Below are 24,031 nucleotides of genomic sequence, written 5' to 3'. Positions count from 1 at the left end.
CGCTACAGCTTTGCCGGGGTATTGTCGGTATTGGGCCGATATTGTAAATCCCATTGCTGCAGTTTCGGCGTCATTAAACGAAACCACAGCGGTGGCAGTAATGCCAGTAACATTGAACCGAGATAACCGGTGGGCAGATCTGGCGCCTCAGGAAAGGCTTTTAACTGATAAAATGGCAGCTGCGCCTTGGCATGATGGTGTGAATGCCGTGTCAGGTTAAAGCTGGCCCAACTGCTAATCCGTTTTGTGCTGTTCCAGCTATGGTGAGGCCTTACCGGCTGATTAACGGCTCTTTCAATACCATAATGTTCAATATAATTGACCACCTCCAGTACTGCTTTAGCAAGTAATGCGCTGGCCGTAAACAGCAGTAAACCAAGCCAGCCGGCCAGACTGAAGGCCGCTATCCCCAAAAGCACTGACATCGCGGTACCCCGTAAAAAACGGTTGTAAATACTGAATACAGGTTTGTTTTGCCGGGTCAGCCGCTGTGTTTCAATACGCCAGGCACTGCAGTTGCCATAAAAAGTAGAGTGCAAAATGTGGTGGTACACATTGCGACCCCTTGGTGCTGTCGCCGGATCCTGGCAGGTTCCTACATACCGGTGATGGCCATACACATGCTCAATAGCAAATGAGCAATCAAAGCTGAATGCCAGTAGCCAGCGGCCGGTCAGCATTGCCAGCGGATCAGCGGTACGGTGGGTCAGTTCATGGGCCGGCACGGTGCCGACCATTGCAACTAACAAACCTGCCCCCAGCCACACCGGGATAAAATGCCACCAATGGCTGGCGTTGCGGGCAGCAAGGGCGTCATAACCGGTTAACTGCTGGATTAGCTGGCCATAACCAAACAGGTCGCCGGCAGCCACACTCCAGAGCAGGGCAAAAAATATCAGTAAAATAAACAGCAACGAGCTATACACTAAACTGTTCAGCAGCCAGGGATGAGCGTAGTCAGGTTCGGTCGCATCACTGCCAAACAGCAGATCGCCACCCACCACCAGCAATAATATTACCAGTAACCCCAGTGCCATCCAGTTGCCACCGAGGGTAATGCCAATAACAAACGGCAGGGTTAGCAAATGAAACAAACTGAATTTCAGGTAGTGAAACATGTAAACTCGCTTAGAAATGACCATGTTGTAAGCTTATGCCTGCAGAAGAATGGATGGCAGGGCAGTAGCAGCCAACTTCTGGTCATTTGCGGCCACATTGCAGCAGCCGTGCAGAATGAGCAGGCGGGCTGGGTTACACTAAGCGCATCAGGATGGGCTGAAAAGACCATGGAGTAGCCGCACATAATGGATAATAAAAATATCGCTGCCACCACAGCTAAAGCCGGTAATCAGGTGGCGTTACCTGGCCATTATTTGCGTAACCTGCTCGATCTGACGCAAAGCCGCGGCGCAAACCCACAGCTTATATTGTCAGATGCCGGTGTATCAGCGGCGCTGCCAGACCAGTTTGATGCCAGCCTGACCTGGCAACAATTTCATGATGTGATCACACTCTGTAGTGCCAGGACAAATGAACCGGCGCTGGGGTTATACCTTGGTAGCCAGCTGACCATCACTACCCATGGGCTGCTGGGGCTTGCAACGATGAGCAGTGGTAACTTGCAGCAAGCATTGCTGTTAATTTGTAAATATACCTCTACCCGCAGCCCGCTGTTAAACCTGACAATGCAACAACAGCAGCAACAGGTGGTGCTTACGCTAAGTGAGTTACAACCTTTAGCGGATATTCGCCAGTTTGTGGTCGACACCTTTGCGGTTGCCTTACATGCCATTCTGGATTTTATCTCCGGCCATCGCTATCGGTTAAAGCAGGTGCAGTTTGCGTTTGCCAAGCCAGGCTACAGCGCCCTGTATCAGGCGTTTTTCCCATGCCCGGTGATTTTTGCGGCAAATGAGCATCGCTTTATTCTGGAGGCAACCGATCTGACGATTGTCTCGCCCTGGGCCGACCGTCAGGTACAAAGCCAGCTGACAGCGCAATGTGAACAGGAATTACAACGTTGGCAACCGCGGCAGAGTCTCGCCGGGTTAATCCGGCTTATGCTGGGCCGGACCAAGGGCCGGATCCCGGGAATTGAGCAGGTCGCGGCTGAATTTGCGTTGTCCAGCCGCACGCTGCGTCGCCGCTTGATGCAGGAAGATACCTGTTACCATCAACTGGTGGCAGATTGGCGCAGAGAAATGGCCCGGCAGTATCTACAAACCACCGCCCTGCCAGTGCAGCAGATTGGTTATTTACTTGGCTATGCGGATCCTGCTAATTTTGGCCGGGCCTTCCGGCGAGAGCATGGACTCTCGCCAAGTCAGTTCCGGCAACAACATTATTGTGCTGCTTGTTGATACCTGAGTTCGCCATTTACCCAGGTTTGCTCCGCTGCTACCTGCCATAACTGACTGGGATCGATAGTGAAGATATCCTGGTCAACCAGAATAAAATCTGCCCAGCTACCGGGGCTCAGGGTACCCATGCTGTCTTCCTGAAATGCGCCATACGCAGCGTCTACAGTGAATGAGCGTAGCGCTTCAGTCAGGGTCAGGCGTTGCTCTGGCAGCCAGCCACCGGGCGGCTGGTTTTGCTGATCCTGCCGGGTTACTGAGGCATGCAGCCCATGAAACGGATTGGCCAGCTCTACCGGAAAGTCAGAACCGCCAACAATAATGCTGCCCTGATCAATAAAACTGCGCCAGGCATAGGCACCGCGCAAGCGCGCTACGCCGAGGCGATCGCCAGCCATATTTTTATCTGAAGTAGCATGCACCGCCTGCATTGAAGGCAGTACATGCAACGTTTTAAAACGCGGAATATCTTTGGGCGCCACAATTTGCGCATGTTCAATGCGGTGGCGGCCGGCAGCGCGCTGTTCTGGCGTGGCCAGTTGCTCAAAGCGATCTAACGCCAGCCGGTTGGCCCGATCACCTATGGCATGCACGTTGGCCTGAAAGCCGGCATCCATAGTAAGTTTCATAATTTGGGTTAACGCGTCCGGTTGGGTAACCAGCAAGCCGGTCTGGCCAGGCTGATCACTATAATCTGCCAGTAGCGCGGCTCCGCGACTGCCCAGGGCGCCATCGCCGTATATTTTGACCGAGCGTATATCCAGGTAATCTTTCGGGTCGTCGACAATACCCTGGGCCAGCCATTTTGGCAGCTGCGGATCCTTTGCCGATAACATGGCGTACAGGCGCAAGGGCAGCTGGTTATTATCTGCCATTTCCTGATATATATCGGCCAGTTCAGTATCTACACCGGCATCGTGCATGCTGGTAATTCCCAGTGCCAGCAAGTGGCCAAATGCCAGCTTAAGCGCCGCAATTTTATCATCACTGGTTGGCGCCGGAATCTGTTGTTGCACCAGTTGCATAGCGTTATCAATTAACACCCCGGTTGGGTTGCCGTTGGCATCTCGGATAATTTCACCACCTGGCGGGTCCAGGGTATCTTTGCTAATACCGGCAGCTGCCAGTGCTTTGCTGTTAGCCCAGCCAGCATGGGCATCTATCCGCACCAGCCAGACTGGCCGGTCGCTGACGGCTTCATCCAGCAGACTTTTGCCGGGAAACGCTTTGTCGTCCCACAATACCTGATTCCAGCCACGGCCAATTACCCAGGGCGCCTGCGGCTGTGTGGCAGCAAAGCGGGCAACTTCAGCCACGGTAGCCTGCTCACTGCCGATACCCCGTAAATCGGCCTGGTTTAAGTACTCACCCAGGCCCAGCATATGGCCATGACCATCTATTAGGCCGGGCAGCATGGTTTTGCCTGCGCCATCAATTTTCCGGGCTGTCGCGTACTGCTGTAATAGCGCTTTATCGCCCCGGGCCAATACTTTGCCGCTGGCATCATCAAAAGCTAATGCACTGAATGACACCAACTCACGGTCTGCATTAAAGCCGTATCCCTTGATATTATGTACCAGCACCGGTTCCGCTGAGGTCGTGCTGCATGCCAGCACGGCGGCGAGCATAAAAAGTTTGCTGTGTTTCATCGATACCCTTTTTAGTTATCAGTAAGCTTAGGCTGACTATAGCAGCAATATCAGCGGCTTGACATCAGGCGCGGCTGTTGCGCTATTGCCTGCGACCAAAAGCAGCCCGCCAGCTCTTGCAGTGCCTTTACCTGCGCATTCTCAGGCCTTTATTCGTTTCGGGTCAATTTGGCCGGGTTTAGCAACTCTTGCAGTTTCGCTTTACTTAACTCAGTTTGCTCCAACGCGATGTCCAGCACCGGGCGCTGTTCTTTATAGGCTTGCTTGGCAATTTGCGCTGCTTTGTCATAACCAATAACCGGGTTTAAGGCGGTCACCAGTATCGGATTTTTATCCAGTGATTTAGCAATGTTAGGCTCGTTGACTTTAAATTCGCTAATGGCCTTATCGGCCAGCTCTGTGCAGCCATTGCTCAGTAATTCAATACTCTGCAACAGGTTATAACCAACCAGCGGCAGCATAACATTCAGTTCAAAGTTACCGGACTGGCCAGCAACGGTAATGGTGGTATCGTTGCCAATTACCTGAGCAGACAGCATAGCGACCGCTTCAGGGATAACCGGGTTTACTTTACCTGGCATAATAGAGGAACCCGGTTGTAAAGCGGCAAGTTCTATTTCAGCCAGCCCGGCCAGTGGCCCGGAGTTCATCCAGCGTAAATCGTTGCTGATTTTCATCAGTGCCACTGCCAGGGTTTTCAGGGCTCCCGAGCAGGAGACTGCTAGATCCTGCGAACCAATATTAAAGAAAAAGTTGTCACTGGCGCTAAGCTCAAGGCCAGTATCTTTGCTAAGTTCAGCGGCAAAGCTGGATGCGAAGTCGGTGTGGGTATTTACCCCGGTACCTACGGCAGTGCCACCCTGTGCTAATTGTTGCAAGCGCGGCAGTTGCTGCTGCAATAGTTGCTCGGCGTGCGCCAGCTGGCTTTGCCAGGCGCCCAGCACCTGCTCAAAGCGCACCGGCATCGCATCCATTAAATGGGTGCGCCCGGTTTTAACCACATGGCCAACCTGCTGGCTTTTTACTACCAACACCGCCTGAATATGGCGCAGAGCGGGTATAAGCTGGTTATGAATAGCCAGGGCACTGCTTAGCTGAATGGCAGTCGGGATCACATCATTACTGCTCTGGCCGGCGTTAACATGGTCGTTCGGGTGTACTTGCCGGCCCAGTTGCTTAGTGGCCAGGGTAGCCAGCACTTCATTCACATTCATATTAGTGCTGGTGCCGGAGCCGGTTTGAAATACATCTACCGGATAGTGTGCCAGATCAGTGTTGGCTAGCTGCTGTTCTGCTGCATCAATAATGGCACTGGCAATCTCTGGCTGCAGCACACCGAGTTTACTGTTAGCTGCCGCCGCTGCTTTTTTTATATGCAACACTGCCTGAATAAACGCCCGCGGCAGGGTAAGCGGGCTTAGGGTAAAGTTGTTAATGGCGCGCTGAGTCTGGGCCTGATAAAGCGCTTCTGCGGGTACCTGTAATTCGCCCATGCTGTCATGTTCAATCCGGGTGGCCATGGCGAGCTCCTTTTGCTGATCAATGTTTAGGCCTAACGTATAGCATGGGATCCTTTTTACGACATCTCAAGGCCCGCCCCCTTAAGATGTCGCTCGCTATGCTAGGTACTTGCTTAGTAGTTAGCAGGGTACTTGGCCGGCTCACCGGCTTTGGGCAGGGCATTTAAGATAAAGTCACGCAAGTCATCGTTCGATTTTTTTAAATCCTCGGCGCGTAAATACATCATATGACCACTGCGATAGCCTTTGAAACTCATGCGGTGTTTCATTTTGCCACTGGGATCCAGCTGCCACATATTGTATTTGGCATCAAAATAATTGGTGGCACCATCAAAGTATCCTGACTGGGTCAGCACCTGCAAATAGGGGTTCTGGGCCATGGCCTGGCGCAGGTTTTCGCCGGTATTATCATTGGTTCTGTCCCAGGGATGAACCGGGCCGAACATGTTGTATTTAATATCGGTTTTGTAGTTTAGTTCGGTACGCAGGTAATGATTAATCGCCGGGGTAAACGAATGCAGCCACGAGGTCAGTTCTGCCCAGTAGTCAGGCCGTTCACCCACATCGTTTTTATCGATACCCAAATAGCGTGAATCCAGCCGGCCTACGGTCTGGCCTCTGTCGCGCAGCAGCTCTTTCCAGTAATAACTGGTGCTGATATCGAGGTTGCTGCGCAGCACATTTTGCACGCTAATGCCGGAGTAACGGCTTACCTGTTCAGCAATTCGTTGCTTCTCCTCGGTAGTAATCATATTGCCTTTGGCCAGTGCCGGCAGGTACTGGTTAATCGTGAATGCTTCCACTTCTGGCAGAATGTCATACAAATCTTTTTGCTGTAAATCGGCCGCCAGTTTCTGATGGTACCAGGCAGTTGCGGCAAAATACGGCAAGCGGTTGGCGGCTTTAACCGGGCCATCACGGCTGATGCCAATATCGGTAGGAGATACCAGCACCACGCCATTTAAATACATCCACTGCTGATTCTGCAGTGCCAGCGCCAGGCCGGACACGCGAGTGGTACCGTAGCTTTCACCAATTAAAAACTTCGGCGAACTCCAGCGCTGATAACGGCTGACAAAGCTGTTAATCCATTCTGCCAGATAGGTTACATCAGCATTGGTGCCAAAGAACATTTTCTGTTGCTGATCTTTACTGGGCATTTTACCGTCTTTATCCGGTAACACCCGCGAATAGCCGGTATTAACCGGATTAACAAACACAATATCAGCGACATCAAGTACCGAGTGCGGATTGGTTTTTACGCCATAAGGCTGCACCGGGTAGCCTTCGTCATCAACATTCAGGGTTTTAGGACCAGTATAGGCCACATGCATCCACACTGAGGCAGAGCCCGGGCCACCGTTAAATGAAATCAGCAGCGGCCGCTTAGCGGTATCTTTAATGTCCGTGCGCTGATAATAGGTATAGAACAACGTCGCCGTCGGGTTGCCTTCACTGTCCCACACTGGTTGGGTACCGGTATGGGCTTTATAGTTAACTTTTTTGCCATTTATTTCGGTACGATGCTCTGTAACAACCACCGAATCGGCTTCAATCTGAATTTGTTCTGCACTAAGCTGCCAGCTGGCAGTCAGCAGGGCGGCAATCAAGCCACTGAGTTTAATGAAACGCCACATAAAATACTCTCTTGTTTGCAATGTCTTTGATTAATGTAACGTATAACAACCCCGGTCGCGATGCTGGATGCGACTGACAACCGTTTTACAAGATAATCTGGTGATAAACGAGATGAAAATACGAATACTTATTAATTGTATAGTCATGATTTTAAAAGTAATTTTGCTTAAATGTGGCTGATAGCCTAAGCTGTTAGCCATGTTACTGCAAACCGGAGCCCTATTATGCAAGGTAATCCCAAAGTACTTAGTAAGCTAAATGAAGTACTTACCTTTGAACTCACCTCAATTAATCAATATTTTCTGCATGCCCGCATCTACAAAAACTGGGGCCTGAAAGCACTGAATGACGTCTGCTATAAAAAATCGATTAAAGATATGAAGCAGGCTGATGAATTAATTGAACGGATTTTAATGCTGGAAGGCTTACCGAATTTGCAGGCGCTGGGCAAATTGCGGATTGGTGAAGACACCGAGGAAATGCTGCAGTGCGATATGGATTTTCAGCTTGAGCAACTGCCATTGCTACGGCAAGCCATTGCCCTGTGCGAAACCGAACAAGACTATGTTAGCCGCGATATGCTGACTGAGTTACTGGAATATGAAGAAGAACATCTGGACTGGTTGGAAACTCAGCAGCACCAGATTAGTGTAATGGGGCTGGCTAATTATCTGCAAGCTCAGGTAGGAGGCGAGTAATTATGAAAGGTAATCAACAGATCATCGCTGGCTTAAACGAGTTACTTGCTAATGAACTGGCGGCAATGGATCAGTATTTTATTCACTCGCGGATGTACCATGACTGGGGCCTGCATAAATTATTTGAACGAATTGATCATGAATTCGATGATGAAAAAGGCCATGCGTCAAAATTAATTGAACGGATTTTATTTTTGGAAGGGACCCCGGATTTAAAAAACCGTGATGCCATCCATGTTGGTAAAGACGTGCCAACCATGCTGCAGAACGACTTGAACGTGGAATACACGGTGGCCAAACTGCTGAAAAAAACCATGGCGTTGTGCGAAAAAGAGCAGGATTACGTTAGCCGCGACATGTTGCAGCAATTGTTGGACGATACCGAAAATGATCATGCCCACTGGCTGGAGCAGCAGTTAAGGCTAATTAAGCTGCTGGGTCTGGAAAATTATTTGCAATCGCAGATGTAGCGTCGGAACAGACCCGTTTCAGGAAAGCCGGTTACAATAGCCGGCTTTTTTATTACACTCGCTTACACTTTTTGCCGCCGTATCCTTTAGCCCGAGCTGCGGCTTTATGTTAATTTCTTGTCAGAACTTCTAATGAGTATCCACCATGCATAAAAAAGTCATATATTTGCTGCTTAGCGCCAGTGTTATCAGCAGTTTCTGGTTAAGTGCTGCCGATCAATACCATAGTGAGCCGCCGGTTGCTGTGCAACAGCCATATACCATTAGTTCACCCCACGGTGACCGGCAAGACCCCTACTACTGGCTACGCGATGACAGTCGCACGTCGCCGACGGTGCTGGACTATCTGCATCGGGAAAACGACTATTTTGCAAGTTATGCTAAAGCCTATCAGCCATTAATCGACCAGCTTACTGATGAAATTATTGGCCGGATTAAGCAAGACGACAGCTCTGTGCCTTATAGCAAAGGCGATTACAGCTATTACAGCCGTTATGAAACGGGCAAAGAATATCCTGTTTATGCCCGCAAGTCGTTAAAGGACGGCGTTGAGCAAGTCATGCTGGATCTGAACAAGCTGGCGGCGGGCAAAGATTATTACCGGGTAGCAAACTGGCAGGTTAGTCCGGATCAAAATCTGCTGGCCTATCTGGAGGATACCAGCGGTCGGCGCCAGTATACCCTGCAAGTGCGTGATCTACGCACGGGCAAGAATTTGTCTGACGAGCTAACTGGTCTCTCTGGCGGCCTGGCCTGGGCAGCCGATAACCAAACCTTATATGTAATTCAGAATGACCCGGTCACCCTGTTAAGTACCACTGTGCTGCAGCACAAGCTGGGTAACACACCAGCACAGGCTAAAGCTGTCTACCAGGAGCCTGACAACAGCTTTTATTTAAGTCTGGATAACAGCCGCGATGACAGCTATGTGGTTATTACGTCTGAAAGCACCGTATCCACTGAGATCAGAGTGCAGCCGAGCAATCAGCCACAAACGGCGTTTAAGGTACTGGCACCACGGCAACGCGATCTGCAGTATGATGCAGAGCATTATCAGGGCCGCTGGCTGATAAAAACCGACTGGCAGGCTCCCAATTTCCGGCTAATGACCGTGGCTGCTGATAAAATTGGCGACCGTCAGCACTGGCAGCCGTTACTGGCGCATGATGAACAAGTATTTATCGAGGATTTTATTGCTTTTGACAACTATCTGGCCATCAGCGAACGCAGCGATGGTTTGCGCCGGATCAGAGTTATGCCTTGGCAAGCGCCGGATAAAGCGTTCTATGTGGCGTCAGATGAGTCAGCCTATGTTACCCGTTTTGAGATAAATCCAGAGCAAAGTACCGACTGGCTGCGTTACAGCTATACCTCGCTGACCACACCTGACACCGTGTACAAATTGAATATGAAAACCGGTGAAAAGCAGCTATTAAAGCAAACTGAGGTACTGGGTGGCTTTGAGCAAAATAATTATGTTACTAAGCGGGTCTGGGCTACCACCGCTGACGGCGTTAAAGTGCCGGTGTCATTACTGTATCGCAAAGGCTTACCGCTGGATGGTACGGCACCGTTGTACCAGTATGCCTACGGCTCCTATGGCAGCTCGTCTGATCCGTCATTTCGCTCAACCGTATTCTCCCTGGTAGATCGCGGTTTTGTTTACGCCATCGCCCATATCCGCGGTGGTCAGGAGATGGGCCGGCACTGGTATGAAGACGGCAAACTGCTGAACAAGGTCAATACCTTTACCGACTATATCGCCGTTACCGACCATCTGGTCGCCAATAACTATGTGGCAAAAGACAAAGTATTTGGCATGGGAGGCAGTGCCGGTGGCCTGCTGATGGGGGCGGTTGCCAATATGGCACCACAGAAATACCGGGCGCTGGTAGCTCATGTGCCGTTTGTGGATGTGGTGACCACCATGCTGGACGAGAGTATTCCGCTTACCACCAATGAATTTGACGAATGGGGCAATCCGAAACAAAAAGCATATTATGATTATATGCTGGCTTACTCGCCCTATGATCAAGTAAGCAAACAAGCGTATCCGGCTTTGTATGTCACCACCGGCTTATTTGACTCGCAAGTCCAGTATTTTGAGCCGGCGAAGTGGGTGGCAAAATTACGCACTCACAAAACTGATCAGAACCCGTTATTGTTTAAAACCAATATGGAGGCTGGTCACGGTGGTAAGTCGGGGCGGTTCTCCCGCCTGGCAGAATACGCCCAGGAATACGCATTTATTCTGAATTTGTTGGGTATGAAAGAGTAACCACCTGTGGGCAATAAAAAAACCGGGTGCTGCCCGGTTTTTTTGTTGCAAAGCCGCTGAAGCTAGGGGGTTTAGCCAAACCGCCTATACTGACTAAATTGACTACGTGGGAGCAGGTATGAAGCAATTTTTAGTGCAACCACCCTGGTTAACTGGCCGTAAAATATTAGGTAGCTTAATTATTTTAGTGGGTACCGGCTATGCGTTGCAGCAGCTGGTGCTATTGATGCAGCAACAACAAAGCGTCCGGTTTGCGTTCTATGGCGGTATGGTAGCGGCGGCTGCTACTACAGCAGGGGCGTTACCCGCATTATTTTTACAGCGGTTATCCCAAAAGGTGCACGACATTATGCTTGGGTTCGGCGCCGGGGTGATGCTGGCCGCCTGTATGTTTTCATTAATTGTACCGGCGTTAGCCATTCTTGAACAAAGCGGCGCCAGCCAATGGTACAGCTCAGGTAGTGTAGCGTTAGCAATATTACTGGGTGCTGCACTGATGCTGCTGGTAGAACGGCTGGTACCCCATCAGCATTTTATTAAAGAAGAGGCGCGCCTGCGCGGTCTGAAGTTGCGCCGCAGTTGGTTGTTTGTGTTTGCCATAGTGCTGCATAACATGCCTGAGGGGCTGGCCATTGGTGCCTCTTTCGCCAGCGGCGATTTAGCAGCAGCAAAAGCACTGACTACCGGGATCTCCGTACAGGATATTCCGGAAGGTCTGGTGGTGGCGATGGCTTTACTTGCCGTAGGTTACAGCCGCACTATCGCGGTGGCGATGGCCGTGTTATCGGGTTTAACCGAGCCGGTTATGGCAGTTGTTGGCGCCGCGGTCTTGGGTGATTCCAGCGTATTATTGCCATGGGGGTTGGCGTTAGCAGCGGGGGCCATGTTATTTGTTATCAGCCATGAAATGATCCCGGAGTCACATCGGCAGGGTCATGAACTACCGGCTACCACCGGGCTGATGCTTGGATTTGTACTAATGATGCTGCTTGATACCGCTTTGGGCTGAGCAGGGATCTTTGTATGCCAGCTAAAACCGACACATTTTATTACAATCGGCTGGCACGCCATGCCGGCCCTTTACTTGCCTATTGATAATGTTTTTTATTACATTGGGTATCATAAAATTTCACAACTACCTTTACAAAATAAGAATACAGGTATCCTAATGAAAAAATTATTTGTTATCAGTGCTGTAGCACTGGCCGTACTGACGGGCTGCGCCACAGAGCGCAGTGCAGTAACGGCAGAACAACGTATCCAGCAGCAGCTGCCCGGAACGGTAGTGGTCAGCCCGAATGATGAGCGGCAATACAAAACCCTGGTATTGCCAAATAAACTGGAAGTGATTCTGGTGTCCGATCCCACTACCGAAAAATCCGCGGCGTCACTCAGTGTTGGAGTTGGCTTATTGCAAGATCCGATGACCCAGCAGGGGATGGCGCATTACTTAGAACATTTGTTGTTTATGGGAACGGAACGTTACCCTGATCCTGCCTCATACAATGGTTTTATGTCGCAAAATGGCGGTGCTGCCAATGCTTATACCTGGCTGGATATTACCAACTACATGTTTGAAATAAATAATCCATCTTATGATGAAGCGTTGGATCGTTTCTCTGATTTTTTCAAAGCACCATTACTATTGCCAGAATATACCGAGAAAGAACGTAATGCCGTTAATGCAGAGTGGTCGATGCGTCGGGAAATGGACTTTTTTGGCCAGTTTAAGCTAGCTCGCAGTATGTTTGGCGCACACCCGGCCAACCGGTTTTTAATCGGTAACCTGGAAACGCTAAGCGATAAAGAAAACAGTAACCTGCATGCAGAAACCGTCCGCTTTTATCAGCAGTATTATTCCGCCAATACCATGAAACTGTCGTTGCTAAGCAATTTACCACTGGCGGAAATGGAACTGTTAGCCCGCAAACACTTTGCTGGCATTGAAAACAAAGAAATTGCCAAACCGGCGGTAAAAGATGAGCTTAATTATGACAATTTTGGGGCGAAACGCATTCACTATGTGCCAAATGAAGATGTAAAGCAGCTGAGACTAGACTTTACCATCACCAATAATAGCGACGAGTTTGCGGTGAAACCTAATGAGTATATTACCTACCTGCTGGGTTCGGAAATGCCCGGTTCACCTGCTCAGCAGCTAAAAGCCCTTGGCTTAATTTCGTCGTTATCAGCCAGTGCTAATCCAGGTGCTTACGGCAACTATGGCAACCTGACCATTGATATTAGTTTAACCGATGCGGGTATGGCACAGCGTGAAGCCATTATTGCCACCGTAATGCAGTATCTGGAGTTGGTTAAACGAGAAGGGGTGGACAGTAAGTATTTCAGCGAGATCCAAACCAGTCTGGCAAACCGTTTTCGTTTTCTGGAAAAAACCGATGGTTTCGGTTATGTCTCTAATCTGGCCCATGCCATGCAGTTTGTACCGGCTGAACATGCCGTAAATTCCGCGTATCATTACGAGAAGTTTGACGCCGCAGCAATTAACCGGGTGCTGCAGCAGCTAAAACCTGAAAGCCTGAGAGTATGGTATATCAGTCAGCAGGAAGCCTCTGACAGCGAGTTGTACTTCTATGATGGCCGTTACAAAATTACCGACATCAGCTCAGAGGAAATAGCCAGCTGGCAGCAAAGCCCGGTTGCGACCAACTTACCGGCGGTGAACCGCTTGTTGCCTGAAAACTTTGACTTACGCAAGCCGGTACAGGCTGAAAAACCAGAACTGGTGGTGGAAGATAAAGGAATTAAGGCCTGGTTATATCCCAGCCAGGAGTTTGCCAGCCAGCCCCGTGGCCGCTTAACTATCTTTTTGAACAGCCCCGCTGCGCAACAGGATATTAAGGCCAAAGTAATGTTTGCGCTGTGGCAGGATCTCTATAATTTAGAGCAAAGCGTACTGGCAACGGAAGCGTCAGTGGCAGGTATGGATTTAAGCCTGACTGACACCAATGGCTTGCTACTGAATATTGGTGGCTTTACCGACAAGCAACCCCAATTGCTGCAACAGGCGTTGGCAGGATTAACGCCAGATGTCACAGCCGAGCGCTTTAGCCAGGCAGTTGACCGCTATGTGCGCGGTATTCGCAATTTAGAACGGCGTTTCCCATTTCAACAGGCGTTTATGGCATTCAACGGTCTGTATCGCGGCGGTAATTATAATAACGAGCAGTTAATTGCCAGTGCAGAGCAATTAACGGCAGCAGACTTACAGCAGTTTATGCAGCAAATACTGGCTAAGCATCAGGCACGGATTTTTGCCTTTGGCAATTATAACCAGGACGATGTCAGAACCTTGGTCAACACTGTTGCTGCCGCGTTGCCGGCAGAGCGGGCTACAGTGCCTTATACCCGCAGTCCGGTATGGCAGCCAGCACCAGGCCAGGTTATCAGCGTGCAGCAGGATTTAGTGGTGGCTGATGTCGCTATTGTTGATATGCATATCCATCCTGATCCGTCAGTTAAACAACTGGCGCGTGGCCAGCTGTTGCAATCACACTTTTCAAATCAGGCATTTGACATCTTGCGTACTGAAGAGCAGTTGGCTTATGCCGTTGGCGGCGCTGCGGTCAGCATTGAAGACTACACCGGCTTTGGTTTGTATATTCAAACTCCGGTCAAGTCGGTGGTGGATATGCAGCAGCGGTTTGACGCGTTTAAACAACAATATTGGCAAACGCTGCAGCAACTGGATAACGAGGGGTTTGAGCAGTTGAAACAAAGCCTGCTGGTCAGTTTAAAAGAGCCGCCGAAAAATTTGCAGGAAGAAGTGGCGCCGCTGATTAGCGACTGGTATCAGGAGAAGTTTGCCTTTGACAGTAAGCAAAAGCTAATTTCTGAAGTAGAAAAACTGACCCTGGATGACATAAAGGCGTTTTATCAACAGACGTTGCTGAGCAAAGATACCGCCCGTATTTCAGTGCAACTGCGCGGTACTGGTTTTAGTCAGCAGCCTTTTGCAACACTCGAGGGCCAGCAGGTGATTACCGATCTGGCTGAGTTTCATCGGCAAATGAAAACACAGTAGTCCTGGTTTAAGGTAAAAAGCGCAGCTTCGGCTGCGTTTTTTTATTGGTACAGAAAAATAGTTTGAGTAATCACTTTAAACACCTGTTGGTTGTAACCTGTGCTGCTCAGATCCTTTAGCACCTGATATCTGTGCGGCACTGAGCCGCTGTTGTTGAGCACTGCCCGGTATTTAAACAGCGTTGCGTTAACACAGCCGTCTGGCTTACTAAATCCTCAAAAGTACTGCTTGCAATCAGTGACAGCTGTTCTATTTTTGTTCACTGAGTCTGGACAGCATTACCAGTCTGACGAGGGCACTTAAAGCCTTCGCTAATAAAAATAAGATAACGACGAGGATCTGTGATGAAAAAATTAAGCGGGCTGCTTAGTGCAGCGTTACTGGGCGGTTTAGCCGTCAGTTTTAATCTTGCTGCCGCTGTAGGCGGCTATCCGGTAGTGCTGGTGCATGGTTTACAGCCTGACCAGCTGGCCAGCCGGCCCAACGCCACTGAAGTAGTCAGCGACGGTGCCGCATACTGGCAGGCCTATTGGCGCGATCGTGCTGATGTGCGGATTGACTGGCCAGCCCATGAGCGGGTTGCCGGTAAAATTGCCAGTGACTATGTCTGGCCGAAACTACAACAAATGTCACGCAATGGTACCTGTGCTAATGGTTGTATTTTTGTGTCTCATTCCACCGGTGACTTAGTAACCCGTTACCTGATTGATAACCAGGCGCTGTGGCTGCAAAATGCCGGTCTGCAACCCTTAAATATTGTCGCTACCTTTGATTTCGCCGGTGCCGGCGGTGGCTCCGAACTTGCCGATTTAGCCGTTAATGTCGCCAGTGGTTCCGGTTTAATCGACTTCACTTTACGGCTGGCTCTGGCTGCCTGGTTGGGCGAAATACCCAATGCCAGCACAGTTGGTGTGCTGAACGATTTACGGGTAAACAGCGCCCGCCAATTGGCCGCATTTCCTGATAGCCGGGTACCCCGTTTACGCTTTGTTGGTGCTGGCTCAGATTTCCTGGGGACTACCGGTGCATTTTTACCGGGTGAGGATGACGGTGTTGTTGCCAGCCACTCTGCTTGTGGTGCCTCAACAGCCGGTAGTTTTAACAGTTGCTCGCGCAGTGTCGCGTTCGATGGCAAGCTGGCCAGTCAAAGCTATGGGGTGCGTAACTTTATGCCATACCATTATCCATTGCTGATGAGCGAAGGTTACAGCCATGGTGGCTTAATTGAAAACCGGGTACAGGATGAAGTCACTGCGGCGAGCAGCAGCGCCACTTATACCAATAATGACCGCTTGCAGTTTAATACCTATGATGAAACTCGGGGCTGGTGGATTTTCAGTTCACGTTACCGGGTAGTGCGTAACTCAAACAATACCAGTATGTCGGCACTGGTATATCAGGCGGCAAACTAACAGGTATGGTTTAAGCAGTGAAAAAAATCGTCTCTGTAGTACTGGGCCTGGCAGCATTGCTGTCAGGCCTGTGGTTTTTCTGGCCAGCGCCAGTGAAACAAGTGGCGCCGGCGGTTGCTCCGGCAGAATTTACTGAGTCAGTCCAGCCAGCTTCAACGGGCAACACAGCACCCGGCAATGCCCCGACCATTACGGTTACCGAACGGGTACCGGAACCAATCGCAGAAAGCTTTAAGCTGATGGCCAGTGCATATGCCAGTGAGCTTGAGTACCCTGGCTATTCGCGGCCGCTGAGTCCGGATGACAGTCACTTATTAAACCCTAACAACTATGTGCCACAACAGGTACCGCTTGAGGGCGGTGCCAGTGCGGCCATCGTTTTGCCAAAGTATCGCTTCAGCTATCCGGAGCCGATACCGGTAGCTCTGCAGGTTAGTGGCTTAGCCATCCATAGCGTTAGCGTGCAGCTACGCAGTGAGCAAAATGATAAATTGCTTAGCACTGACGCGATGCAAAACACCGCTGGTGCCAGCTCTGGACAAGGGATCCCTGAGCAAAACTGGCAAGTAGAGCTGGACCCGGAAGATAACTGGGATGGACCGCTGGAAGTCAGTGTTACCTTTAGTGCTAATGGCCGTGAGCAAACCCTGAAAACCGGTTTTGTCTATAGCCATCCGGTCGCGACCATTACCGGTGTTGATTCCAGCCGCGGGGCGGGCAGTGATATGCTTATTCCGGTGCAACTTAACGTAGAGCAAGCGGGCTATTACCGGCTGCGTGCTAATTTATTTACCGAAAAGCGTCAACCACTGGCGCTACTGACGACCACCGCAAAGCTCAGTGAAGGTGATACTGAGTTGGTACTTCGCGCCTACAAACCCGTACTGCGTCAACAGGAAGGCCCCTATATTCTCAGTAGCTTTGTGCTGGAGCGCCGGCCCGCAGTACCCGGCGAGCTTACCCGCTATGGCGACAGTGAGCAAAGTGAATATCCGCTTGAGTTCTTTTCGCTCAGCCAGCTCACCGATGAACCGTTTCAGGCCAGCGCTGAAGAGCTGCAACGGCTGCAGTTTTTACAGCAAATGGCTGAACAAAAATAACGTTATTTTGCAGCGCCCATCCGGGCGTTTGCAGTTCAATCTCGCTCTCGTTCTCGTTTAAACCCTCTATTAGTCTATTACGGCGATAAATTTCTACCGAAAATATTTTGTTATACTATAACAAAACAATCAAAAATGTTATAACATAGCAATTTCTCGGTGAGAATAACTCAGGCAGCCGAAAGTGTTGCCAGCGATTGGAATAAAACCGCTACTTTTATGGGGAACAACATGTATAGAAAAACCATTATCGCCAGTGTGGTTGCCGCCAGTTTTTTTGCCAGCCAGGCCATGGCTGAATCTATTTCCGGTGTTATTACTGACGAAAACGGCAAACCAGTGGCCAGGGCCGAAGTGACCGTTGTCGGCGAAAATCAGCGGGTAGTAACCGATGAGCAAGGGCGCTTTACTGTATCCAGCTTACGACCCGGCGAAGCCGAACTGCATGTTGAGGCTCGACGTTTTGGGCATCGGAATTTTCATTTTTCTGTGCCAGAGCAGGGCTTAACTGACGTTAGTCTGACCCTGCTTAGTAGCACTATAGAAGTTATCGATGTTACCGCCAGCCCATTCCATGCCTCGGCTACTGAGTCGTCGTTGCCGGTTAGTGTCTTGGCTGGTGATGCGTTAAAAATGCGTCAGGCATCGACGCTGGGCGATACTCTGAAAAATGAAGTCGGGGTGCATTCTAATTTTTATGGCAATGTGGCCAGCAGTCCGATTATCCGTGGCCTGGATGGCCCAAGGGTATTAATTACCCAAAATGGTTTAGACGCCGGTGATGCGTCTCGGATTGGTCCTGACCACAGTGTTGCGAGCGAGACCAGCACCGCTACCCAGATTGAAGTGTTGCGTGGCCCGGCTACCCTGTTTTACGGTAGCGGCGCTATTGGCGGTGTGGTGAACGTAGTGGATGAGCGCATTCCTACTAATAACACCACCCGTGCTGAGTGGATGCTGCAAGGCGACTCTGTAAGCGATGAGCGACTGGCTTCAGGTTCACTGGTAACTGGTGTTGATAACCTTGCGGTATATGTGGATGGTTTCTGGCGTGACAATGACAGCTACAACATCCCCGGTTTTGCAGAAGCGCAGCCGGATGAAGATGCGGTAAAAGGTCGGGTTGATAATACAGCAGCCACCGCTAAAGGTTTTACTGTTGGCGGTAGCTTGCTACTTGATGATGGTTTTATCGGCGTGTCTTATGGTCGGTTGGATCGCGAATATGGTATCCCGGGCCATTCGCATGGTGGTCATGATGAGCATGCAGGCCATGATCATGGCGACCATGATGAACACGAAGAGCACGGTGCAGAAGAAGAGGTGTACGCCGATTTAAGCCAAAACCGACTGCAGCTACTAAGTGAGCTGAATTCCGCCACTGGTTTTATTCGCTCGGTGAACACCAAACTGGCTTTTACCGATTATCAGCATAGCGAAATTGAAGGCGGTGAAATAGGTACCACTTTTAAAAACCGCAGTCACGAAGCCAGGCTTGAAATATTGCACCGTACTGTTCTTGACTGGCGCGGTGGCTTTAGCCTGCATTATAAATTTAGCGATTTTGAAGCCTTAGGTGAGGAGGCGTTTACCCCACCATCAGAGACCGAAATGCTGGCGCTGGGCTGGGTGGAAGAGCGCCATATTGACAACTGGTTACTGCAACTGGGTGCCCGGATAGAGCGGGTAAGCCTGAATGCGTCAAACCTGACATTACCTGAGATCACTTTGCATGGTCATACTGAACATGAAGAAGCGCACGGTCATGAAGATGAAGCCGGCCATGGTGCATTATTTGATATAAAACAGAATTTTACGCCTTATAGTTTATCGGCGGGTGCGGTATGGGATTTTACCGAGGGCTATAACCTCGGCGTGTCGGTATCGCATTCCCAGCGGGCGCCGTCTGCAGCAGAGTTATTATCATTTGGTCCGCATATCAGCACCGCTTCTTATGAGGTTGGCGCGTTATTCGTACTGGAAGATAACGAATTTGCAATCAGCAATCGGTCGATAAAACTGGAAAAGTCCAACAACCTGGACCTTACCCTGCGCAAGTTCAGTGGTAATACCGGCTTTGTGCTAAATGCGTTTTACAATCGGATAGATAATTACTATTACCTGCAAAATACCGGCTTGTTTGCCGAAGCGCATCATGAAGAGGAACATGAGGAAGCGCCTGCTAATCCGGCAGAGCCAATGGACGAGCATGCTGATGAGTTACCGGTATATTTGTTCGGTGCTGCTGATGTCACGCTGCATGGCTTGGAGGCGCAATATGTCTGGCAGGTTAATGACCCGTTTAAACTGACCTTGCAGGGTGATTATGTGCGTGCCCGCTTGCAAGGCGGCGGTGATTTACCGCGTACGCCGCCACTGCGAATGGCTGCAGAACTGGCTTATGAGCAGGACGCAATCAGTGCCGATATCCGGACAACTCGCTATTTCAAGCAGGATAAAGTTGCCGAAATGGAGCAGGCAACAGCAGGTTATACCTTAATCGATGCCAGTGTCAGTTACCGCTTTGATGTCGGTATGCAGGAGCTGACGGTTTACCTGAAAGGTCAGAACCTGACCGACGAAGAAGCGCGGGTTCATACCTCATTTTTAAAGGATAAAGCACCGCTACCAGGCCGTTCGCTGGCACTGGGTGTACGTGGCCGCTTCTGATACTGATGATATAAATAACTTATATTGACCACGAAAAAAAACCGCTGCCGGCTAAACCCTGCAGCGGTTTTTAATTACGCTAAAAACTCAATTGTTCGCTTATATCAGCGTAAGTCAAAGCGGTCGGCATTCATCACTTTATTCCAGGCGCTGACAAAGTCACTAATAAACTTCTGGTTATTGTCATCCTGCGCATACACTTCAGATAAGGCCCGCAGCTGCGAGTTAGAGCCAAATACCAGATCAACCCGGCTTGCTGTCCACTTCTGCTGACCAGTTTTGCGGTCAAAGCCGTTAAAGCTGTCTGACTTACTGTTAGCTGGCTCCCAGCGGGTTCTCATATCCAGCAAATTAACAAAGAAATCATTGGTCAGCTGGCCCGGCCTGTCGGTCAGAACACCCATTTTGCTGTTGTTGTAGTTGGCATTTAATGCCCGCATGCCGCCAATTAACACGGTCATCTCGGGCGCGCTCAGGTTCAGTAACTGGGCTTTATCCAACAATAACTCTTCAGCGGTAACCGTATATTCCTTCGACAGATAATTCCGAAAACCATCTGCCACCGGCTCCAGTACATCAAAAGAGTCGGCATCAGTTTGCTCGTCACTGGCGTCGGTCCGGCCCGGGCTAAACGGCACGCTAATGTTATTACCAGCCGCTGCTGCTGCCTTTTCTATGGCTGCCGCACCACCGAGCACGATTAAATCGGCCAGTGATACTTTTTTATTACCGCTCTGGCTAGCGTTGAAATCCTGCTGAATGTTCCCGAGCGCCGTCAGCACCTTTTTCAGCTGCTCGGGCTGGTTAGCCTGCCAGTTATTCTGGGGTGCCAGTCGGATGCGGGCACCATTGGCGCCGCCGCGACAGTCTGAGTTGCGATAAGTCGACGCCGATGACCAGGCCGTGTATACCAATTCCTCATTTGATAAACCGGATGCCAGCAACTTGTCTTTTAACTGACGGATATCAGCATCATTTACCAGTTCATAATCTACTGCCGGTACCGGATCCTGCCAGATTAAATCTTCCTCAGGCACTTCCGGCCCCAGATAACGGGATTTTGGCCCCATATCGCGATGAGTTAATTTAAACCAGGCGCGGGCAAAGGCGTCAGCAAACTCCCCGGGGTTCTTGTGAAAATGCTCCGATATCTTGCGATAGGCCGGATCTTCTTTCATCGCGATATCCGCGGTGGTCATCATCAATTTCGCTTTATCGCTGGCATCTTCGGCATCGGGCGCGTGGTCTTTGTCGGCTAGATTGACCGCTTCCCATTGATGGGCACCGGCCGGGCTTTTGGTCAGCTGCCAGTCGTAACCAAATAACACATCAAAATAGCTGTTATCCCACTTGGTCGGGGTTGGGGTCCAGGCGCCTTCAATACCACTGGTAATGGTGTAGCGGCCCATACCGGTTTTAAACTTGCTCTTCCAGCCAAAACCCATATCTTCAAGCGCACCGCCTTCGGGCTCAACACCTACCAGCGCAGCATCTCCGGCGCCGTGAGCTTTACCAAAGGTGTGGCCACCGGCAGTCAGTGCTACCGTTTCATAATCGTTCATGGCCATCCGTTCAAAGGTGTCGCGAATGTCGCGACCCGAAGCGAGTGGATCCGGCTTGCCGTCCGGCCCTTCCGGGTTTACGTAAATCAGGCCCATTTGTACTGCGGCCAGCGGATTGGCTAACTCACGATCGCCTGAGTAACGGCTGTCGGGTTTATCACTGGTTGCCAGCCATTCTTTTTCTGCACCCCAGTAAATATCTTCTTCCGGTTCCCAGATATCGACCCGGCCACCACCAAAACCAAAGGTTTTAAAGCCCATGGACTCCAGCGCCACATTGCCGGCCAGAATAAATAAATCGGCCCATGACAATTTATTGCCATATTTCTGCTTTACCGGCCACAACAGGCGGCGGGCTTTATCCAGATTTCCATTATCGGGCCAGCTATTTAACGGTGCAAAGCGCTGGTTGCCGGTACTGGCGCCGCCCCGGCCGTCAGCGGTACGGTAGGTGCCGGCAGCATGCCAGGCCATCCGGATCATAAAGGGGCCATAATGGCCATAATCTGCCGGCCACCAATCCTGAGAATCAGTCATTAAAGCAGTTAAATCTTGTTTTACTGCTGCTAAGTCAAGTTTTTTAAATTCAGCAGCATAGTCAAAATCTTCCCCGAGCGGGTTCGACTTTTTATCGTTCTGATGAAGAATTTTAATGTCCAGCTGGTTCGGCCACCAGTCCTTATTACGGGTACCGCCACCGCTGCCAGAGCGGGTATTGCTGCCATGCATAACCGGGCATTTTCCACCGCTGCTTGCTTTATCACTGCTCATGTCTTGCTCCTTGTCCTGTGTTTATAAGAAGGGCGTATTGCTAGCCCAAAACATTACCAATGACTATAGACCTGATTATTAAACAATTAAAGCCAGTTTTTACGGCCAGATCAATCGGTTTTATCGATTGAGCTGGCTCGGTTAAACTAATAAAAGGCGGGAAAAACAACAGCAGCAGGCTTGGCATGCGCCATAGCTGATTATCTTAGCGTCACAAACTCCTCGGCACTGGTCGGGTGCAGTGCTACGGTGGCATCAAAGTCTGCTTTGGTCGCCCCCATTTTCATTGCCACTGCAAAGCCTTGCAGAATTTCATCCATCCCTTCACCAATGCCATGTAAGCCGACTACTTTCTCATCTTTGCCTGCGCAAATCAGCTTAAAGCGGCTAAGCGCCCGGTGGCTGGTAATGGCGTTGTACATCGCGGCAAAGCCGGAGCGATAGACTTTAATATCCGCATCACCATATTGTTCGCGTGCCTCGGCTTCGGTTAGCCCTATGGTACCTATGGGCGGATGGCTAAATACCACTGTTGGTATAAGCGAATAATCCATATGGGCATCGGGCAGTGCCGGGTTAAATAAACGCTCTGCCAGTTGCCGGCCGGCTTTAATCGCGACCGGGGTCAGCTGCGCTTCACCGGTAATATCACCGACCGCATAAATGCCTTTAACATTGGTATTCTGATACTTGTCAGTACGAATAAAGCCTTGTTTATCTGATGTTACCCCTGCCGCCTGCAAATTAAGGTTGGCGGTGGCCGGCGCGCGGCCAATGGCCCAGATCAGACAGTCTACCCCGGTAAACGTAATATCATTATCGCAGTACACCGTTAGCGTGCCATCGCTATCTTTTTCGATATTCAGGACATTGGTGTGTTTGTGCAGTTGCAGTTTATCCTGCGACATCCGTTCCAGCAGCATGTCGGTAATATCAGGATCAAAATCGCGCAGTGGCCGGTCATGGCGGATCAGCAAATGGCTGTCGCTACCAAGGGCGTGTAATACCCCGGCAATTTCTACTGCAATATAACCGGCTCCCACCACCAGGGCTTTTTCCGGCCGGCTAGTTAATGCAAAAAAGCCATCAGAGTCGATACCATGCTCCGCACCCGGCACATTAGGAATTAACGGCTGACCACCCGTAGCGATGGTGATATGGTCGGCGGTGATCTGCTCACCGTTTACTTCTACCGTGTTAGCATTAACAAAGCGGGCGAAACCCTCGATATACTCGACGCCATTATTTGCAAAACCACGCTGATAACCGGCATGAATACGCTCAATATAGGCTTCACGGTTTTTCACTAAGGTGGCCCAGTCAAAACCGTTTTCTGTCAGGTTAAAGCCGTAGTCGGCGCTATATTTAATCGCTTCAGCAATATGGGCACCGTACCACATCACTTTTTTAGGTACGCAACCCACATTAACGCAGGTACCGCCAATCGCTTTTGCTTCGATCACTGCGGCACTGGCGCCCCGCATAGCGGCTCGGTTTGCTGAGGCAATACCGCCACTGCCGGCGCCAATTGCCAGATAATTAAAATGCCGTGCCATAAACCTGCCCTTATTTTTTTCAGATTTTAATACTATGCCAGATATAAGACTGTCCCGGGCTAAAAACAAGCTTGGTTATGGGGTAAAGCACGACGAGCGGCTGCAAAGTACCTTGACAAATGGCCGTTACAGCCCAACATAAACAACATTAATTAAAGTCATCCGCAGGACCTTTTATGTCAGATTCTATGTCGCAGCAGCAAACCGTAGCAGCAAGTAGTAACCCGTTACTTACTTTCACCGATTTACCGCCATTTTCACAGATTAAACCTGAGCAGGTAAAACCGGCAGTAGAAGCCGCCATT

The 24,031-nt window shown here is 50.2% G+C and carries 15 protein-coding genes; 9 read left to right on the top strand and 6 right to left on the bottom strand.

Translation table 11 applies throughout. The features are described from left to right. Positions 1-2 precede the first annotated feature (2 nt). Positions 3-1,118 carry an alkane 1-monooxygenase gene (locus ABY802_RS02520; RefSeq protein WP_372625431.1) on the bottom strand — a complete coding sequence of 372 codons (1,116 nt, stop codon included), beginning with the start codon at positions 1,116-1,118 and terminating at the stop codon, positions 3-5. A 186-nt stretch (positions 1,119-1,304) separates the two neighbouring features. Between ABY802_RS02520 and ABY802_RS02515 the strand changes: the two genes are divergently transcribed. Continuing rightward, positions 1,305-2,360, top strand: a complete 1,056-nt coding sequence (locus tag ABY802_RS02515; RefSeq protein WP_372625430.1) for an AraC family transcriptional regulator — start codon at positions 1,305-1,307, stop codon at positions 2,358-2,360. Here ABY802_RS02515 and ABY802_RS02510 read toward each other — a convergent pair. The 3 genes from ABY802_RS02510 to ABY802_RS02500 all read right to left on the bottom strand — a co-directional run bounded on the left by ABY802_RS02510 (position 2,342) and on the right by ABY802_RS02500 (position 7,163). Continuing rightward, positions 2,342-4,006: an amidohydrolase gene (locus tag ABY802_RS02510; protein WP_372625429.1), complete on the bottom strand. Its 1,665-nt coding sequence runs from the start codon at positions 4,004-4,006 to the stop codon at positions 2,342-2,344. The two genes, ABY802_RS02515 and ABY802_RS02510, sit on opposite strands and share 19 nt — an antisense overlap. Before the next feature lie 149 nt (positions 4,007-4,155). Then, a complete protein-coding gene (locus tag ABY802_RS02505; protein ID WP_372625428.1) occupies positions 4,156-5,526 on the bottom strand; it encodes a class II fumarate hydratase in 1,371 nt (456 codons plus the stop codon). A 113-nt stretch (positions 5,527-5,639) separates the two neighbouring features. Continuing rightward, positions 5,640-7,163, bottom strand: coding sequence for a S10 family peptidase (locus tag ABY802_RS02500; protein WP_372625427.1), 1,524 nt, complete (start codon positions 7,161-7,163; stop codon positions 5,640-5,642). Positions 7,164-7,388: 225 nt separating this feature from the next. Between ABY802_RS02500 and bfr (ABY802_RS02495) the strand changes: the two genes are divergently transcribed. The 8 genes from bfr (ABY802_RS02495) (at position 7,389) to ABY802_RS02460 (ending at position 19,837) form a co-directional block, all read left to right on the top strand. After that, positions 7,389-7,862, top strand: coding sequence for a bacterioferritin (gene bfr / locus ABY802_RS02495; RefSeq protein WP_372625426.1), 474 nt, complete (start codon positions 7,389-7,391; stop codon positions 7,860-7,862). Between the two features lie 2 nt (positions 7,863-7,864). After that, entirely contained in the window at positions 7,865-8,332 is a 468-nt protein-coding gene (gene bfr / locus ABY802_RS02490; RefSeq protein WP_372625425.1) for a bacterioferritin, read from the top strand. Positions 8,333-8,477: 145 nt separating this feature from the next. Beyond that, positions 8,478-10,610 (top strand): S9 family peptidase, encoded by a 2,133-nt coding sequence (locus ABY802_RS02485; protein ID WP_372625424.1) that lies wholly within the window; start codon positions 8,478-8,480, stop codon positions 10,608-10,610. Between the two features lie 118 nt (positions 10,611-10,728). After that, a complete protein-coding gene (locus ABY802_RS02480) occupies positions 10,729-11,619 on the top strand; it encodes a ZIP family metal transporter (protein ID WP_372625423.1) in 891 nt (296 codons plus the stop codon). 159 nt (positions 11,620-11,778) lie between these two features. Further along, positions 11,779-14,655: an insulinase family protein gene (locus tag ABY802_RS02475; protein ID WP_372625422.1), complete on the top strand. Its 2,877-nt coding sequence runs from the start codon at positions 11,779-11,781 to the stop codon at positions 14,653-14,655. A 344-nt stretch (positions 14,656-14,999) separates the two neighbouring features. Further along, a complete protein-coding gene (locus tag ABY802_RS02470; RefSeq protein ID WP_372625421.1) occupies positions 15,000-16,067 on the top strand; it encodes a hypothetical protein in 1,068 nt (355 codons plus the stop codon). Between the two features lie 17 nt (positions 16,068-16,084). Beyond that, entirely contained in the window at positions 16,085-17,167 is a 1,083-nt protein-coding gene (locus ABY802_RS02465; protein ID WP_372625420.1) for a hypothetical protein, read from the top strand. Positions 17,168-17,398: 231 nt separating this feature from the next. Further along, on the top strand, positions 17,399-19,837 hold the full coding sequence (locus ABY802_RS02460) for a TonB-dependent receptor (RefSeq protein ID WP_372625419.1): 2,439 nt from the start codon (positions 17,399-17,401) through the stop codon (positions 19,835-19,837). A 104-nt stretch (positions 19,838-19,941) separates the two neighbouring features. On the opposite strand, the gene katG is transcribed toward ABY802_RS02460, so the two are convergent. Further along, on the bottom strand, positions 19,942-22,170 hold the full coding sequence (gene katG / locus ABY802_RS02455; RefSeq protein ID WP_372625418.1) for a catalase/peroxidase HPI: 2,229 nt from the start codon (positions 22,168-22,170) through the stop codon (positions 19,942-19,944). A gap of 200 nt (positions 22,171-22,370) precedes the next feature. Further along, positions 22,371-23,726, bottom strand: coding sequence for a glutathione-disulfide reductase (gorA, locus tag ABY802_RS02450; protein WP_372625417.1), 1,356 nt, complete (start codon positions 23,724-23,726; stop codon positions 22,371-22,373). Between the last annotated feature and the right edge of the window lie 305 nt (positions 23,727-24,031).

This window comes from Arsukibacterium sp. (genome assembly GCF_041616895.1).
In the GTDB taxonomy this organism is placed as follows: Bacteria; Pseudomonadota; Gammaproteobacteria; order Enterobacterales; family Alteromonadaceae; genus Alishewanella.
The sequence above is the reverse complement of the archived record's forward strand: the minus strand, read 5'-3'. Positions and strand labels throughout refer to the sequence as shown.

Coding starts and splice junctions, on each gene's coding strand:
- gorA (WP_372625417.1), bottom strand. CDS start 23,726: ATGGCACGGCATTTTAATTATCTGGCAATTGGCGCCGGCAGTGGCGGT.
- katG (WP_372625418.1), bottom strand. CDS start 22,170: ATGAGCAGTGATAAAGCAAGCAGCGGTGGAAAATGCCCGGTTATGCAT.
- bfr (WP_372625426.1), top strand. CDS start 7,389: ATGCAAGGTAATCCCAAAGTACTTAGTAAGCTAAATGAAGTACTTACC.
- ABY802_RS02500 (WP_372625427.1), bottom strand. CDS start 7,163: ATGTGGCGTTTCATTAAACTCAGTGGCTTGATTGCCGCCCTGCTGACT.
- bfr (WP_372625425.1), top strand. CDS start 7,865: ATGAAAGGTAATCAACAGATCATCGCTGGCTTAAACGAGTTACTTGCT.
- ABY802_RS02505 (WP_372625428.1), bottom strand. CDS start 5,526: ATGGCCACCCGGATTGAACATGACAGCATGGGCGAATTACAGGTACCC.
- ABY802_RS02480 (WP_372625423.1), top strand. CDS start 10,729: ATGAAGCAATTTTTAGTGCAACCACCCTGGTTAACTGGCCGTAAAATA.
- ABY802_RS02485 (WP_372625424.1), top strand. CDS start 8,478: ATGCATAAAAAAGTCATATATTTGCTGCTTAGCGCCAGTGTTATCAGC.
- ABY802_RS02515 (WP_372625430.1), top strand. CDS start 1,305: ATGGATAATAAAAATATCGCTGCCACCACAGCTAAAGCCGGTAATCAG.
- ABY802_RS02470 (WP_372625421.1), top strand. CDS start 15,000: ATGAAAAAATTAAGCGGGCTGCTTAGTGCAGCGTTACTGGGCGGTTTA.
- ABY802_RS02460 (WP_372625419.1), top strand. CDS start 17,399: ATGTATAGAAAAACCATTATCGCCAGTGTGGTTGCCGCCAGTTTTTTT.
- ABY802_RS02475 (WP_372625422.1), top strand. CDS start 11,779: ATGAAAAAATTATTTGTTATCAGTGCTGTAGCACTGGCCGTACTGACG.
- ABY802_RS02520 (WP_372625431.1), bottom strand. CDS start 1,118: ATGTTTCACTACCTGAAATTCAGTTTGTTTCATTTGCTAACCCTGCCG.
- ABY802_RS02510 (WP_372625429.1), bottom strand. CDS start 4,006: ATGAAACACAGCAAACTTTTTATGCTCGCCGCCGTGCTGGCATGCAGC.